The organism is Enterobacter sp. WI-ESBL-E8 (assembly GCF_053364895.1).
This window is the reverse complement of sequence record NZ_JBRWXJ010000001.1, coordinates 2,002,459-2,017,961: the sequence shown is the minus strand read 5'-3', so window position 1 is coordinate 2,017,961 and position 15,503 is coordinate 2,002,459. Positions and strand designations below refer to the sequence as shown.

General features: G+C 55.4%; 17 protein-coding genes. 8 read left to right on the top strand and 9 right to left on the bottom strand.

The window, feature by feature from the left end:
• Positions 1–223 precede the first annotated feature (223 nt).
• The 5 genes from ACWHWP_RS09615 (at position 224) to lpp (ending at position 5,096) form a co-directional block, all read left to right on the top strand.
• Positions 224–1,594 carry a pyridoxal-phosphate dependent enzyme gene (locus ACWHWP_RS09615; protein ID WP_063956020.1) on the top strand — a complete coding sequence of 457 codons (1,371 nt, stop codon included), beginning with the start codon at positions 224–226 and terminating at the stop codon, positions 1,592–1,594.
• Between the two features lie 11 nt (positions 1,595–1,605).
• Positions 1,606–2,751: a trans-sulfuration enzyme family protein gene (locus ACWHWP_RS09610; RefSeq protein WP_063956018.1), complete on the top strand. Its 1,146-nt coding sequence runs from the start codon at positions 1,606–1,608 to the stop codon at positions 2,749–2,751.
• A 73-nt stretch (positions 2,752–2,824) separates the two neighbouring features.
• Positions 2,825–3,121, top strand: coding sequence for a protein YnhH (gene ynhH / locus ACWHWP_RS09605; RefSeq protein WP_430748981.1), 297 nt, complete (start codon positions 2,825–2,827; stop codon positions 3,119–3,121).
• Between the two features lie 7 nt (positions 3,122–3,128).
• Positions 3,129–4,550 carry a pyruvate kinase PykF gene (gene pykF, locus ACWHWP_RS09600; protein WP_047348822.1) on the top strand — a complete coding sequence of 474 codons (1,422 nt, stop codon included), beginning with the start codon at positions 3,129–3,131 and terminating at the stop codon, positions 4,548–4,550.
• Positions 4,551–4,859: 309 nt separating this feature from the next.
• On the top strand, positions 4,860–5,096 hold the full coding sequence (gene lpp, locus ACWHWP_RS09595; protein ID WP_010430241.1) for a murein lipoprotein Lpp: 237 nt from the start codon (positions 4,860–4,862) through the stop codon (positions 5,094–5,096).
• A gap of 60 nt (positions 5,097–5,156) precedes the next feature.
• Here the strand turns inward: lpp and ldtE are convergent, their stop codons facing one another.
• The 9 genes from ldtE to ACWHWP_RS09550 all read right to left on the bottom strand — a co-directional run bounded on the left by ldtE (position 5,157) and on the right by ACWHWP_RS09550 (position 14,236).
• Positions 5,157–6,170: a L,D-transpeptidase LdtE gene (ldtE, locus tag ACWHWP_RS09590; RefSeq protein ID WP_047348823.1), complete on the bottom strand. Its 1,014-nt coding sequence runs from the start codon at positions 6,168–6,170 to the stop codon at positions 5,157–5,159.
• A 97-nt stretch (positions 6,171–6,267) separates the two neighbouring features.
• A complete protein-coding gene (gene sufE / locus ACWHWP_RS09585) occupies positions 6,268–6,684 on the bottom strand; it encodes a cysteine desulfuration protein SufE (protein ID WP_063431180.1) in 417 nt (138 codons plus the stop codon).
• Positions 6,685–6,698: 14 nt separating this feature from the next.
• Positions 6,699–7,919, bottom strand: coding sequence for a cysteine desulfurase SufS (gene sufS, locus ACWHWP_RS09580; protein ID WP_447855461.1), 1,221 nt, complete (start codon positions 7,917–7,919; stop codon positions 6,699–6,701).
• Positions 7,916–9,187, bottom strand: coding sequence for a Fe-S cluster assembly protein SufD (sufD, locus tag ACWHWP_RS09575; protein ID WP_447855460.1), 1,272 nt, complete (start codon positions 9,185–9,187; stop codon positions 7,916–7,918). Before sufD ends, sufS begins: the two co-directional genes overlap by 4 nt.
• Complete coding sequence (sufC, locus tag ACWHWP_RS09570; RefSeq protein WP_447855459.1) at positions 9,162–9,908, bottom strand: Fe-S cluster assembly ATPase SufC; 747 nt, start codon at positions 9,906–9,908, stop codon at positions 9,162–9,164. Before sufC ends, sufD begins: the two co-directional genes overlap by 26 nt.
• 9 nt (positions 9,909–9,917) lie before the next feature.
• Positions 9,918–11,408, bottom strand: coding sequence for a Fe-S cluster assembly protein SufB (sufB, locus tag ACWHWP_RS09565; RefSeq protein WP_024909392.1), 1,491 nt, complete (start codon positions 11,406–11,408; stop codon positions 9,918–9,920).
• An 8-nt stretch (positions 11,409–11,416) separates the two neighbouring features.
• Complete coding sequence (sufA, locus tag ACWHWP_RS09560; RefSeq protein ID WP_008500631.1) at positions 11,417–11,785, bottom strand: Fe-S cluster assembly scaffold SufA; 369 nt, start codon at positions 11,783–11,785, stop codon at positions 11,417–11,419.
• A gap of 313 nt (positions 11,786–12,098) precedes the next feature.
• Complete coding sequence (locus ACWHWP_RS09555; RefSeq protein WP_047348828.1) at positions 12,099–12,827, bottom strand: MerR family transcriptional regulator; 729 nt, start codon at positions 12,825–12,827, stop codon at positions 12,099–12,101.
• 188 nt (positions 12,828–13,015) lie between these two features.
• A complete protein-coding gene (locus tag ACWHWP_RS09550) occupies positions 13,016–14,236 on the bottom strand; it encodes a diguanylate phosphodiesterase (RefSeq protein WP_447855457.1) in 1,221 nt (406 codons plus the stop codon).
• Positions 14,237–14,574: 338 nt separating this feature from the next.
• Between ACWHWP_RS09550 and ycgZ the strand changes: the two genes are divergently transcribed.
• Genes ycgZ through ACWHWP_RS09535 form a run of 3 tightly spaced genes read left to right on the top strand, consistent with a single transcriptional unit; the run spans position 14,575 to position 15,447 of the window.
• Positions 14,575–14,814 (top strand): regulatory protein YcgZ, encoded by a 240-nt coding sequence (ycgZ, locus tag ACWHWP_RS09545; protein WP_023335405.1) that lies wholly within the window; start codon positions 14,575–14,577, stop codon positions 14,812–14,814.
• Between the two features lie 4 nt (positions 14,815–14,818).
• On the top strand, positions 14,819–15,139 hold the full coding sequence (locus tag ACWHWP_RS09540) for a hypothetical protein (protein WP_063956012.1): 321 nt from the start codon (positions 14,819–14,821) through the stop codon (positions 15,137–15,139).
• 29 nt (positions 15,140–15,168) lie between these two features.
• Positions 15,169–15,447: a biofilm/acid-resistance regulator YmgB/AriR gene (locus ACWHWP_RS09535; RefSeq protein ID WP_023311323.1), complete on the top strand. Its 279-nt coding sequence runs from the start codon at positions 15,169–15,171 to the stop codon at positions 15,445–15,447.
• Positions 15,448–15,503: the final 56 nt, after the last annotated feature.

Here is a 15,503-nt window from a genome sequence, read left to right as displayed (position 1 = left end):
CAGATGCATATCTGCTGGCTGACACGCGCAAAAAACGGTCATTTTTGCAGCATTTTACACCAGTATAGCCATCCTCACATCCAGACAACTTTACGTCTTGCTGTCCTGACATCCAAAAACGTCATTTATATTCCTTTCTGTTCTAAAAGGCAGTGAATGGTTCTTTATTGCGAAAATTTCACCGCCCTATCATCCCGTCATGACATCCAGAAAGGAAAACATCATGACGATTTACCACTCCGTCACCGAACTGATTGGCCGTACCCCGCTTATCCAGCTGCACAAGCTTGATACCGGTCCCTGCTCGCTGTTTCTGAAGCTGGAAAACCAGAATCCCGGCGGCTCCATTAAGGATCGGGTGGCGTTGTCGATGATTAACGAAGCGGAGCGTACCGGCCAGCTGCAGCCGGGAGGCACGATTATTGAGGCAACGGCGGGCAATACCGGTCTCGGCCTGGCCCTGATCGCCGCCCAGAAAGGCTACTCGCTGATTCTGGTGGTGCCGGACAAAATGAGCCGCGAGAAAATTTTCCACCTGCGCGCGCTCGGTGCTCAGGTGGTGCTGACCCGCTCCGACGTCAATAAGGGCCATCCCGCCTATTACCAGGATTACGCCCAGCGTCTGGCCAATGAGCTGCCCGGCGCGTTTTACATTGACCAGTTTAATAACGAAGCCAATCCGCTGGCACACCGCACCACTACGGCACCGGAACTGTATGAGCAGCTTGACGGCAGGATCGACGCCATCGTGGTGGGGGTCGGCTCAGGCGGTACGCTGGGTGGCCTGCAGGCGTGGTTCGCCGAGCACTCTCCGCACACGGAGTTTATCCTCGCAGACCCGGCAGGATCCGTACTGGCCGACCAGGTGGAAACCGGGCGCTACCACGATGCAGGCTCATGGCTGGTTGAGGGGATCGGTGAAGACTTTATTCCTCCGCTGGCCCATATCGAAGGCGTGAATCGCGCCTGGCGCATCACCGATCGCGAAGCGTTCACCACCGCGCGCGATCTGCTGAAAACGGAAGGTATTCTGGCAGGCTCCTCCAGCGGCACGCTGCTGGCGGCCGCGCTGAAGTATTGCCAGGCGCAGACCACGCCGAAGCGCGTGGTGACCTTCGCCTGCGACAGCGGCAACAAATACCTTTCGAAAATGTTTAACGATGACTGGATGCGCCAGCAGGGGCTGATCGCGCGCCCTCAGGCAGGCGATCTCTCCGACTACATCGGCCTTCGTCACGATGAAGGCGCCACCGTCACCGCCGCCCCGGACGACACGCTTTCCACCGTCCTGGCGCGCATGCGTCTGTATGACATCTCCCAGCTGCCGGTACTGGAGAACGGCAAGGTGGTGGGCATTATCGACGAATGGGATCTTCTGCGGCACATCGGCGGCGACGGCGATCGCTTCGCGCTTCCGGTGACGGCGGCCATGACGCGTCAGGTGGAATTTCTGGATAAACACGCCCCGGAAAGCGCCCTGAACGCCATCTTCGACCGCGGCCTGGTGGCCGTAATTAATGATAACGACCGCTTTCTGGGTCTGATTACGCGCAGCGACGTGCTGACCGCATGGCGCAACCGTCTACAGCAATAAAGGAATAGATGATGAAAAACCTGGCAACCCTGAGCGTCCACAGCGGCGAGTTCAACGACCAGCACGGTGCGGTGATGCCGCCAATTTACGCGACCTCGACGTTTGCGCAACCCTCTCCAGGGGAACATACCGGCTATGAATATTCGCGTAGCGGTAACCCCACCCGACATGCGCTGGAAACCGCCATCGCCGAACTGGAAGGCGGCACGCGCGGCTACGCTTTCGCCTCCGGCCTGGCGGCCATCTCCACGGTGCTCGAACTGCTGGATAAAGACAGCCACATCGTCGCCATTGATGACGTTTACGGCGGCACATACCGTCTGATCGAGAACGTGCGCAAGCGCAGCACCGGCCTGCAGGTCAGCTGGGTTAAACCGGACGACCTGGCCGGACTCGAGGCCGCCATTCGTCCGGATACGCGTATAGTCTGGGTCGAAACGCCAACTAACCCGCTGCTGAAGCTGGCGGATCTCGCAGCTATTGCGGCGATCGCCCGTCGTCATAACGTTATCAGCGTGGCGGATAACACCTTCGCGTCGCCGGTTATCCACCGTCCGCTGGAGTCGGGTTTCGATATCGTGGTGCACTCCGCCACCAAATACCTGAACGGCCACTCCGACGTTGTCGCCGGGCTGGCGGTGGTGGGAGATAACCCGGCGCTGGCGGACAAGCTCGGCTATCTGCAAAACGCGGTGGGCGGCGTTCTGGATCCGTTCAGCAGCTTCCTGACGCTGCGCGGTATCCGCACGCTTGCCCTGAGGGTCGAAAAGCACAGCACCAACGCGCTGGCGATTGCGCAATGGCTGGAGCAACATCCTCTGGTCGAAAAGGTTTTCTATCCCGGCCTGGAATCGCACCCGCAGTATCAGCTTGCCCGCACGCAGATGGCGCTGCCCGGTGGGATGATTTCCGTCGTGGTAAAAGGCGACGCGCAACGCGCAACGGAAGTGATCCGCAACCTGAAATTGTTTACCCTCGCGGAAAGCCTGGGCGGCGTGGAAAGTCTTGTGAGCCAGCCTTACAGCATGACGCACGCCTCTATTCCGCTTGAGCAACGGCTGGCCAACGGCATTGTGCCGCAGCTGATCCGCCTGTCAGTGGGGATTGAAGATCCTAAAGACCTGATTGCCGACCTCAGCCAGGCGCTGCAAAAATAGGCAAAGCGCGGCAGGTCAATCACCTGCCGCCATAAGTTGTCATTATGGCTTAACGCCTTGATAACAATATTATGTGAAACTGCACAGATTATTTTTGAAACACCGTTTCCATTTTCCTTTTATCTTAAAATCAGCGTATAATGCGCGCCTAATCCCTGGTGAATGGTTTCAGCGCTTGGAATACACAAAACAACGTACAACTTCTCCTCTCCTTCGTTGGGCTGTCACTCAGGCACACTTTCTTCTGCACGCTCATTTGATGTCTCCTATCCTTAGTGCGTGTCATATACTCTTTTGCAACACAGGTTTGACTCCGCGGCGGTGCGCCCCCGGAGCGAGATTTCCATATCCTTCCCAACTTAAAGACTAAGACTGTCATGAAAAAGACGAAAATTGTTTGTACTATCGGCCCGAAAACCGAATCTGAAGAGATGCTGACCAAAATGCTGGACGCCGGCATGAACGTGATGCGTCTGAACTTCTCCCACGGTGACTATGCAGAACACGGTCAGCGTATCCAGAACTTGCGCAACGTAATGAGCAAGACCGGTAAAAAAGCCGCCATCCTGCTGGATACCAAAGGTCCAGAAATCCGTACCATCAAGCTGGAAGGCGGTAACGACGTCTCTCTGAAAGCGGGCCAGACCTTCACCTTCACCACCGACAAATCCGTGGTCGGTAACAATGAAATCGTTGCAGTGACCTATGAAGGCTTCACCAGCGACCTGTCCGTCGGTAATACCGTGCTGGTAGACGATGGTCTGATCGGTATGGAAGTTACCGCTATCGAAGGTAACAAGGTTATCTGTAAAGTGCTGAACAACGGCGACCTGGGCGAGAACAAAGGCGTTAACCTGCCGGGCGTCTCCATCGCGCTGCCAGCCCTGGCTGAAAAAGACAAGCAAGACCTGATCTTCGGCTGCGAGCAAGGCGTTGACTTCGTTGCCGCTTCCTTCATCCGTAAGCGTTCCGACGTGGTTGAAATCCGTGAGCACCTGAAAGCGCACGGCGGCGAGAAGATCCAGATCATCTCCAAAATTGAAAACCAGGAAGGCCTGAACAACTTCGACGAAATCCTCGAAGCGTCTGACGGCATCATGGTTGCCCGTGGCGACCTGGGCGTTGAAATCCCGGTTGAAGAAGTAATCTTCGCGCAGAAGATGATGATCGAGAAATGCGTTCGCGCGCGTAAAGTGGTTATCACCGCCACGCAGATGCTGGACTCCATGATCAAAAACCCACGCCCAACCCGCGCTGAAGCAGGCGACGTGGCAAACGCCATCCTCGACGGTACCGATGCCGTTATGCTGTCCGGCGAATCCGCAAAAGGTAAATATCCGCTGGAAGCGGTGTCCATCATGGCCACCATCTGCGAACGTACCGACCGCGTGATGAAGAGCCGTCTGGACTACAACAACGACAGCCGCAAGCTGCGCATCACCGAAGCGGTCTGCCGCGGTGCAGTAGAAACCGCTGAGAAGCTGGAAGCGCCGCTGATCGTGGTTGCCACTCAGGGCGGTAAATCTGCTCGCGCCGTGCGCAAATACTTCCCGGATGCGACCATCCTGGCGCTGACCACCAATGAAACCACTGCCCGTCAGCTGGTGCTGAGCAAAGGCGTGATCCCACACCTGGTGAAAGAGATCGCCTCTACCGATGATTTCTATCGTCTGGGTAAAGAAGTGGCTCTGGAGCTGGTTGATCGCGGTCTGGCACAGAAAGGCGACGTAGTGGTCATGGTTTCTGGCGCGCTGGTCCCAAGCGGAACCACCAATACCGCATCTGTTCACGTGCTGTAATAATTCCCGAACGAATTAATTTTGATAAAAAGCGCCCGCCGGGCGCTTTTTTTATTTCTGGCATTAGCCAAAGTCATTCAAAATGCAAATCGGGTTTTTCTATTTAATTGCGAATTATCTAAGATGAATCCGATGATAAATGCCTTTTTTTCCTTAGATTTTTGCCCGAAAAGGGCTGATTCGATGCTTCTTTGAGCGAACGATCAAAAATAGGTGTATTCCCATCAAAAAAATATTCTCAACCCAAAAAACTTTGTGTAATACTTGTAACGCTACATGGAGATTAACTCAATCTAGAGGGTATTAATAATGAATCGTACTAAACTGGTACTGGGCGCGGTAATCCTGGGTTCTACTCTGCTGGCTGGTTGCTCCAGCAACGCTAAAATCGATCAGCTGTCTTCTGACGTTCAGACTCTGAACGCTAAAGTTGACCAGCTGAGCAACGACGTGAACGCAATCCGTTCCGACGTTCAGGCTGCTAAAGACGACGCAGCTCGCGCTAACCAGCGTCTGGACAACCAGGCTACTAAATACCGTAAGTAATAGTACCTGTTAATAAAATGGCGCACATTGTGCGCCATTTTTTTTGCCTGCGTCAAACGGCTACTGCGTCACCTTCTCCCCTTCATCTTCCGCTACCGCAGCGGACACCCGACTGTTCTGCACGGACAACACGTTATTACTAGCTGACGGGCCGCTACCTGACGACACGACAACCGGTATCCCGGCGCGGCGTGACAGGGCTTTATCAATAAGCGCCTTATCGCTTCCCGCCTGAGAAACAAAGGTCGCAAAGTCTGCGGAATGGGTAATTGGCGAGACCTGTGGGTTTTCGCCTTCTGCCTGCGCCAGCGGACGGTGGACTTCAATATAGCGTTTACCGTCCGGCTCAACGGAGAACTTCACCGGTTCATTGATAATCTGAACCCGCGTGCCCACCCGCACCTGTTCGAACAGGGCTTTAATGTCCGGGGCATTCATCCGCATACAGCCGGAACTGACCCGCAGGCCGACGCTGTCCGGCGCGCTGGTGCCGTGGATCAGATATTCACCATTACCCACGCCTAAACGCAGTGCGAAGCGTCCCAGAGGGTTATTGGGCCCGGCAGGGACCACCGGAGGCAGCTTAATTCCCTGCTCCAGAGAGCGTGCTCTGATGCCCGCTGTGGGTGTCCAGGTGGGATTAGGGATTTTCTGGCTCACGCGCGTGGTCGTGACCGGCGTTTCCAGCCCCAGCTGTCCGATGCCGAGCGGGAAAACCTGAACAATGTTTTCTCCCGGCGGGAAGTAGTAGAGCCGAAGCTCAGCGAGGTTAACGACAATGCCCTCGCGCGGCGTGTCCGGCAGCAGCATCTGCGACGGGATGGTAATAACGGTTCCCGGAGCAGGGTTGACCGGCGCGATGGTATTGTTTGTTTCCAGGATCACCTGCGCCGCGGTATTAAACCGGCGGGCGATGGTCTGCAGCTTATTATCCCCTTCCTGTATCGTGTAGGTTTGATTTTGCCCAATCAGACGACTGCCTGCGGGCGGCAATGGATAGTCCATCGCGCGGGCCGAATTAAGGGCGCCGAGCGAACTGAGAAGTAATAGAGTTATTAGAGACGCGCGCTTCATGCTGAGATTCCTTATTCACCGGCAGGATGCCAGAAAGCTGAAAAACCAGCGAGGCGGGAACCACCTCGCGAAACAGAATGAATGCTGTTCTGTAAGTCTAGCTAAGGATTGCAGCTTTGGCGCGGATGGCGCGAATCATCGCTTCCAGTCCCTGAGAGCGGGACGGGGTGAGGTGCTGGGTCAGGGCCATTTTTTCAAACCACGGGCGGACGTCGAACGCGACAATATCCTGCGCAGACATCCGGTGATAAAGAATAAAGACGACCGCAATAAGCCCTTTTACAATGGCAGCATCGCTGTCGCCGTGTAATTCGACAGTGCCGTCATCAGACTGCTCCATCACAATCCACACCTGGCTCTGACAGCCCTGAATAATGTTTTCCGGGCTATGCGCCTCTTCGCCGAGCGGCGGTAAGCGCTGTCCCAGCTCAATGATATAGAGATACTTCTCTTCCCAGTTTGCGCAACGCGAGAAGTTGCGCAGTAATTTATCTTTGTCCGGCAGCTCTGCCATCTTTCGCCTCTCCGTTAGCCCAGCAGCTGGTGAATGCGTTTTAGCCCCGCCACCAGCCTGTCGACCTCTTCCGTTGTGTTGTACATCACCAGCGATGCGCGGCACATTGCCGGTACCTGGTAAAACGCCATCAGCGGCATGGCGCAGTGGTGCCCGGTACGGACCGCTACGCCGTAGTTATCGAGGAAACTGCCCACGTCATAGGCGTGGTGTTTCCCGAGATTAAACGCGATCACCCCTTGCCGGTCGGCAGGTCCGTAGAGGGTAAGATCCGGTACGCTGGCAAGCTGGGCAAGCGCATAGTGCATCAGCAGCTGTTCATACTCCTGAATGGCATCAAGGCCTATCGCAGAAACGTAGGAAACCGCCGCCCCCAGCCCGATAATGCCCCCGGTATTGGGCGTGCCCGCCTCAAAACGCCACGGCGCGCGGGCGTAGGTGGTCCCTTCCGACAGGCTAACGGTGGCGATCATCGACCCGCCCCCTTCCCACGGCGGCATCGCCTGCAGGATGTCTTCTTTCACGTACAGCACGCCAATCCCGGTCGGGCCATAGAGCTTGTGTCCCGAGAAGACGTAGAAATCGCAATCCAGCGCCTGGACGTCCACCGCGTGGTGCATCACCGCCTGGGCACCGTCAATCAGCACCTTCGCGCCCGCCTGATGGGCCTTTTCGACGATCTCTGCGACCGGGTTTTCGGTTCCCTGCACGTTGGAGACCTGGGTAACCGCCACCAGCCGCGTTTTATCGTCAAGCAGTGCGTCTAGCTGCTCGAGCTGAAGCGTCCCGTCGACGTTCAGCGGGATCACCCGAAGCTGCGCGCCAGCGCGCTCGCAGAGCATCTGCCACGGTACAATATTGGCGTGGTGCTCCATCTGGGTGATGATAATGTTATCCCCCGCGTGGACCTGCGCGTTGCCCCAGCTGTTGGCGACAAGGTTGATCCCTTCGGTGGTTCCGCGCACGAAGACCAGCTCTTCAGGCGAACGTGCATTGAGGAAGGCGGCCAGTTGCGTACGCACGTTTTCCATACGCTGGGTCGCCTCGGCGCTCAGGGTATGGATACCGCGATGTACGGCGGCATAGCCGTGGCGATAGAACTCAGCTTCCGCATCCACCACCTGATTCGGCTTCTGCGCGCTGGCCGCGCTGTCCAGATAGGCCAGAGGAAGACCGTTTACTTCACGGGTCAGAACCGGGAAATCTGCCCGTACTTTCTCGACGGGAAAACTCATGCTGCGCCTCCAGGCAGACGCTGGCCAATACGCTCCAGCACCTGCTGTTTTAACTGACCATCCAGCAGCGCTTCCGTCAGTTCAGCGGCAAACGCATAGATAATCATTTTCTGCGCCGCCTGCTGGTCAATACCGCGGGAACGCAGGTAAAACATCTGCTCGTCATCGATTCGTCCGACCGTCGCGCCGTGGCTGCATTTCACGTCGTCGGCGTAGATCTCCAGCTGCGGCTTGGTGTCTACCTCCGCCAGGCGGCCTAACAGCAGATTATTGTTGGTCATCTGCCCGTCGGTTTTGATGGCGTGCTTCGCCACGTTAATCAGGCCGTTAAACACCGCGCGCCCTTTATCACTCACGATGGTTTTGTGCAGCTGGCGGCTGTTGCAGTAGCCTTTGTTGTGCTCCAGCCAGGTGCGCGTATCGCATACCTCTGATTTAACCGGCATCGCCAGGCTGTTGATGCGCAGCGTGGTGTTTTCACCGTTGAGCTGCGTGCTGGTGTTGTGGCGCAGCACCGCCCCGCCGAGCAGGAAGCTGTGGCTGTATGCCGCCGCATCCTGGCCCAGCACGATATCGTTATGGGCAAAGTGATGGCTCTGCGCATTCTCAAACGCCAGCTTGACGTGGTGAAGCTGCGCGTTAGCGGCGACGTTCATCGTCAGGCGCGACCCGGTAAAGTGGCGGGCGTCGCTGAGGCTGACGTAATGCTCGATTACCGTGGCCTCTGCCCCCTCCGCCAGCTCAAGATGGTGGCGATAGTGCGCGGTGTTGATTTCGTCGCCGTCCAGACCCTGAGTGATGTGCATCAGCAGCAGCGGTTTTGCCGGGCGCTGGTTACGCTTCACGCGGATATGCGTCACGCCGCGGGCCAGGCTCTCGGTCAGGTGCAGGAAGACTTCAGGCTGAACCGGAGCGCTCAGGCGCTGGCGATCGTCGTTAATCTCAACCTCAAATCCGCTCTCCTGGAGGGCGTCGCTCAGCTCGGGGCGGAACTGACCGTCGACGAACACCAGGCGCTGGGCATCGACATTCAGCGCCAGCGCGTCGCGCTGCGCCGGGGCGATTTCCGCCAGACGGGTCACAAACTCGGCGTTCAGCAGGCCATCAAGCGGGGTGTATTTCCAGTTCTCATGCTTGCGCGTCGGCAACCCGAGCCGCAGCATCTGCTGCAGATGCTGCTGCGCCTGCTCGGAGCGCGTGCCCCCCTGGGCTTCAAACAGCCGGTGCCACTGCTGGAGCGCATTACTGCTGTTCGGTAAGCCAGCCATAACCCTGCTCCTCCAGTTGTTTAACCAGCGTAAAATCACCGGATTTCACAATACGCCCCTGGTAAAGCACGTGAACGTAATCCGGCTGGATGTAGTCCAGAATGCGCTGGTAGTGGGTGACGATAATAAACGAGCGCTTGCCGTCGCGCAGGGAGTTCACCCCGTCAGCAACGATCTTCAGGGCGTCGATATCCAGACCAGAGTCGGTCTCATCCAGTATGCACAGCTCGGGCTCCAGAACCGCCATCTGCAGGATGTCGTTACGCTTTTTCTCGCCGCCGGAAAAGCCGACGTTGACCGAGCGGGTCAGCAGATCTTCCGGCATTTTCAGCAGCTTGATTTTCTCTTCCATCAGGTCCTGGAAGTCGAAGCGGTCCAGCGCCTCCAGGCCGCGATACTTGCGTACCGCATTCAGCGCCGTCTGGAGGAAGAACTGGTTGCTGACGCCCGGAATTTCTACCGGATACTGGAAGGCCATAAAGATGCCCTCTCCCGCGCGATCTTCCGGCGACATCTCCAGCAGGTTTTTCCCATGAAACTCGACCGAGCCGTTGGTCACCTCGTAATCTTCGCGGCCCGCCAGCGTCGCAGAAAGCGTACTTTTCCCGGAACCGTTCGGCCCCATGATGGCGTGAACTTCACCCGGCTTAACGTCAAAATTGAGGCCACGCAGGATCGCTTTGTCTTCTACGCTAACCTGTAAATCTTTAATGCTTAACATGTGCTTTCCTTAACCGACGCTGTGTTCAAGACTAATGGCGAGGAGTTTTTGGGCTTCAACGGCAAATTCCAGCGGCAGTTCAGAGAACACGTCCTTACAGAAGCCGTTAACGATCATTGAGATGGCATCTTCTTCGCTGATCCCGCGCTGCAGGCAGTAGAAGAGCTGATCTTCCCCAATCCGCGACGTCGTCGCCTCATGTTCAAGCTGGGCGGTGTTGTTTCGACACTCAACGTACGGGAAGGTGTGCGCGCCGCAGTCTGCGCCAATCAGCATTGAGTCACACTGGGTAAAGTTTCGCGCGTTGGTGGCCGTCGGCATGATTTTCACCAGCCCGCGATAGCTGTTCTGGCTGTGCCCGGCAGAGATGCCTTTCGAGATGATGGTCGATTTGGTGTTTTTACCAATGTGGATCATCTTGGTGCCGGTATCCGCCTGCTGATGGCCGCTGGTGAGCGCCACCGAGTAGAACTCACCGATGGAGTTATCCCCACGCAGAATGCAGCTTGGGTATTTCCAGGTGATGGCAGAGCCGGTTTCTGACTGGGTCCACGACATCTTGCTGTTTTCACCTTCGCACAGCGCGCGCTTGGTGACGAAGTTCAGGATGCCGCCGGTATTGCCGTCGCCGGGGAACCAGTTTTGCACCGTCGAGTACTTCACCTCGGCATCTTTATGGATGATGACCTCCACCACCGCCGCGTGCAGCTGATAGCTGTCGCGCACCGGGGCGGAACACCCTTCGATGTAGCTGACGTAGCTGCCTTCGTCAGCCACCAGAATCGTGCGCTCGAACTGACCGGTTTTTTCCGCATTGATGCGGAAATAGGTCGAGAGCTCCATCGGGCAACGTACCCCTTTCGGCACGTAGATAAAGGTGCCGTCTGAGGCCACCGCCGCGTTGAGCGCCGCAAAGAAGTTGTCGTTAGAGGGCACCACGGTCCCGATGTACTTTTTCACCAGTTCCGGATGATCGTGAATGGCTTCGCCGAAGGAGCAGAAAATGATCCCCTGCTCGGCCAGCTTTTCGCGGTAGGTGGTCGCCACCGAGACGGAGTCAAAAATGGCGTCCACCGCCACCTCTTTCCCCTCACGCACCGGCACGCCCAGTTGGTTAAAGGCCTCTTCTACCTCTTTGCTGAGGAAGCTGTTTTCCGCGCCGGTTTGCTGCACCGCGCCGGGCTGCGAGGCGCAGGTGTCATCACAGCTGCCGCAGGAAGGCGCGGAGTAGTAGCTGTAGTCCTGATAGTTCAGCTTGTCATAATGCGCTTTCAGCCAGTGTGGCTCTTCCATCTCCAGCCAGGCGCGGAAGGCGCTCAGGCGAAATTCCAGCATCCACTCGGGTTCATTACGTTTCGCCGAGATCGCCCGAACGACATCTTCGTTGATGCCTTTCGCCAGCTCGTCCGTCTGCAGCTGGGTGAAGAACCCCTCTTTATAGTTGAGGTGCCCACCGCTCCAGGTATTTACTTCACTCGTTGCTTCAGTATTACGAGACATAGTACCGCCTATACCCCAAAGCTTTCGCCGCAGCCGCATTCGTTCTGGGCTTTCGGGTTATGAAATTTGAATAACTGGTTTAAGCCTTCGCGGACGTAGTCCACTTCGGTGCCGTCGATAAACGGCATGGCCTGCAGCGCGACGTACAACTTTGCGCCGTCCGTTTCGAATACCAGGTCATCCTTCTCGGGTTCGGTGACGGTGTCGAGCACGTAACCGAACCCTGCGCAACCGGTCTGTTTGACACCTAAACGCACGCCGAGGATCTCGGGCTTTTTCGCCACCAGCTCGTGAATATGCGCCGCCGCCGCCGGCGTGAGCGTTAAGCCGCGCCAGGCAAAATCGGCAGGATTAAAGGTTTCTGAATGCAGTTCCATAGGTCCACCTCATCTGATAAGCCATCAGGGCATAACACCATGTTAGTGATAACGATTATCACTTCAACCCTCTGTCAGCAGGGGCATTCGGCTAAACCGCCCTTTTTGGCTACTTTTATTAAGCATAGACCCTGTAGGAAGATGCAGGCAGGATGGATTTATTTGTTCAATGCATTGATTAATAATGCATTTCGTCACGGCATTTATGACGGAGAGGAGAAAAATAAAATATGCATCGGAAATGCCTATTTTTGAGATAGCTTTAGTGAGGAACGGGACAAAAACAAAAAAAGGCCCTCAAGGCCTCTCACGATCAGTGATGAAATGAGACAGCAAAGCCCTGCTCACGCCAGTGGTCTAGCTGTTCCTGCTGGCGAGGCGTTGGCGATTTTCCCGTCCAGACGAAGATTTTTTGCCCGGGGAAAAGCTCGGGACGCGGTGAGTCAATCGGTTCAGCCAGCACGTCAATGTGCCAGCCCTTTTGCGATAAGCGCGCGGCTTCGAGCCACAGATGGGTTCGATCATCACATTCCCAGCCAATAAGGAGAGCGTCCTGACCGGCTTTCTTGCGGGACTCCGCCAGACTCGCAATCGCGAATTCGATCAGCACGCCGTCAAACAGGCTCGCCATGTGACGCACGGTGTTTTGATCCTGATTCATTCGCTGACGGACGGGAGAGAGAATATTGTCAATCAGCGGATCCATCGCGTGATCGCGGCGGAACTCGCCTATTTTGGCGCGCAGCTTTGCCGGGCTGGCGTAGCGCAGAACGGTCATCATCTCTTCCTGGAACGAGACCCAGTTGCCCTGCGTCAACACTTCCTTGTTTTCCAGCAAGGCTTTCACTTTTCCGACCGAAACGCCGCTTTTCATCAGGCGTTTGATCTCTTCAATGCGCAGAATATCTTCATCGTCGAACTGACGATGACCCCCTTCGCTGCGCTGCGGCTTCAACAATCCATAACGGCGCTGCCAGGCACGCAGCGTAACGGGGTTGATACCGCATCGTTCGGCCACTTCGCCGATACTGTAATAGGCCATTAACTCCCTCACGCTCAGAACTTCCATACCTAACTGCACCAACCTTATCAGATTGTACACACCATTTGTATAACTAAGACCGCATTTTGCTCAGGTGAATGGGCTGCTTCTCCCCCTCACCTGTTAATACATTGTTGTATAAAATTTGCAGTTCGTACAGTTAACTCTGCCCGATGTGTACAGCTTTATCAGAAATCGAATTTCTTCTCTGGCCACGCAATAGCCGGAATACCGCCGTGCCGGGGGCTGGCAAAAAGATGTCCCTGGAACTGGGAAATTCCCGCGGACTCCAGCCACATCCACTCTTCCGCCTTCTCCACGCCCACCGCGCAGAACTGGATCTCGAGCGAGGAACAGCATTTGATAATCGCCTGAATGATGGCCTGTCGGGGGCCGCTTTTGTGCACGTTAGCGACCAGATCGCGATTAATCTTAATTCTGTCCGGCTGGAACTGAGCCAGCAGCTGTAGCCCCGCAAAACCGGCGCCAAAGTGATCGATCGCCACGCTGAGGCCCGCACTTTTGAGCTGCCTGACCGAATCGGTGAATTCATCAAAACGGGAAATAGCTTCGCTTTCGGTAAACTCCACCACAATTTGCTCGGGCACAAACCCGTTTGCTTCAATCGCGGTGAGCAGGAAATCCACGGCATTGGGAATGTTAACCAGCGTCATGGGCAGCAGGTTAAGGGATAACGTCTGGTCCTGTAACCCCAGCGCGCTGGCCATGGAAAGCGCTACCTGCTTGCTCTGCAAATCAGATGCATAAACCTCGTCACGCGGGCGGTTAGCGAAATAGACGCCGGGCGAGCCGCCGTCAGGGGTGCGGATAAGCGCCTCCCAGGAGACGACCTGCTGCATAAACGGATCGACAATCGGCTGGAACGCAAAGCTGCAGTCCGCCCCTTTCGCCACCACCTCAGGCTGTGTGGACAAGCGCGTTTCTTCGGGAACGAAATCCCATGAATCCGCCGGAGGCAGTTCAAAATAGTTCGCTTTTTCAGTGGCTTCGACAAAGGTACGGAAAAACTGCAGCGGGCGGTCGTTATACGTCAGCTGGTAACGCGTCGTTCCTTTGTTGAGCACCTGCTGCAGCACCTCATCCCTGTCGAAGTGGCGCAAATCAAAAAGCTCCATCCCCACCTTGCCAAAGCGCCGGACAGGCCCGTGGTCGCGCATCAGCTCCACCACGTTATGGTGGCGCGGGTCATTACAGATCTGCTCATAGATTGCCGTTACGTGCTCCACTGGCCCTTCAAGCAGCTGGAAAAAATGCGTGCCGTTAAACAGCAGGATCCCCGTCACATTGGATTGCCGGTTTTTACTATTGGCAGCAGCGACCATTGCTTCCAGCGCTTTCACTGGAACGTCCTCGCAGATATGACTGCGGTAAATGATGGTTGTGAGCATGCTATTCCTGGGGGTTAGGGTTTTGGCCACGAAAACGGTGGATAAGGATCATTTATAGCACATTAATTGCCTGACAAATAATTTACATCTCAATCATTTACGGCAGTTATAGAAACATTTTTCTGTGCTGTACAACTTACCAGTGCCGGCTCATTTTGTACAATATATCCTGTAACGTTACCGGTTCGTGACAAGATTATAACTCACTGAAAACAAACTAATTTATAAAATATATCATAAAAATATTAAAAATCTGTACATTTTAAGTGTACAGATTTAGAAATTGTGTATACCTTAATTGTAACGTTAGTGATTACAAAATTTTACAGGAGCGAAACATGCAGCAGAAAGGTTACGCCACAGATTCCGCAGCAGCGATCGCACAGTACTTCGAAAAGGCCGCGCTTCCTACTCAACAGGAGACGCTGGGTCAGGTGGTTGTCGAAATCCTCAGCGACGGGCGAAACCTTAATCGCAAATCGCTCTGTACCAAACTGCTCAGCCGCCTCGAAAAGGCCGAGGGGCCGGAAGAGGAAGAGCATTACCACATGCTGCTTGGTCTGCTCTTCGAACGGTAAGGTTATGAATAGCAGTAACGCAGACCGACTGATCGACCAGCTTATCGGTGAAGCCGTTCTCTCTCTTCTTAGGGAGCGGGGGCCAGTGACAACCGAAGGATTGCTGCAGCGTCTGCGGAGCATGAAAGAACATGAAAAGGATCCCCGGCGGCGGGAGACACTTGCGGTGGTGATTGCCGAAATCGGCTCAAACAGCATCGCCTTTACACGTCGCAGAACCGCGCAAGGACGAACGAAAAGAGAGGGACCTCTCAACGATAACAGAGACAATGTTGTGCCGTTATTTGGAAGTGGAAAACCGTCCGATCCCAAAAAAATACATTGACTGCAATTTAACAGCTACGGTGAGAACAAATGAGACAAAATATTCAGCTTCAACCCGAATACCATTCTGCTTTTTTAGACAGTGCGCTGTCGGAATACTTCCGTCACGCAGGCGATCGTTTTGCTGAAGAGTCCGCTGTTTTTTCTACTGCAGTACGCTGTGTTCTGGCCTCCGAGGGGCATCTGTCTAATAAGGCAATCATCCTCTGGCTCATTCAGACGCTGGAAGCCACCCACGACGTGGTTCAGGCGGATGTGATTCGTAAGACCCTCGAAATCGTGGTGGGTTACACGATGGACGATCTTTAAGTTCCTGCGCTCAACGCCCCCTAACGTGTCATCGTCAAAACTGACGAACAGCCTGA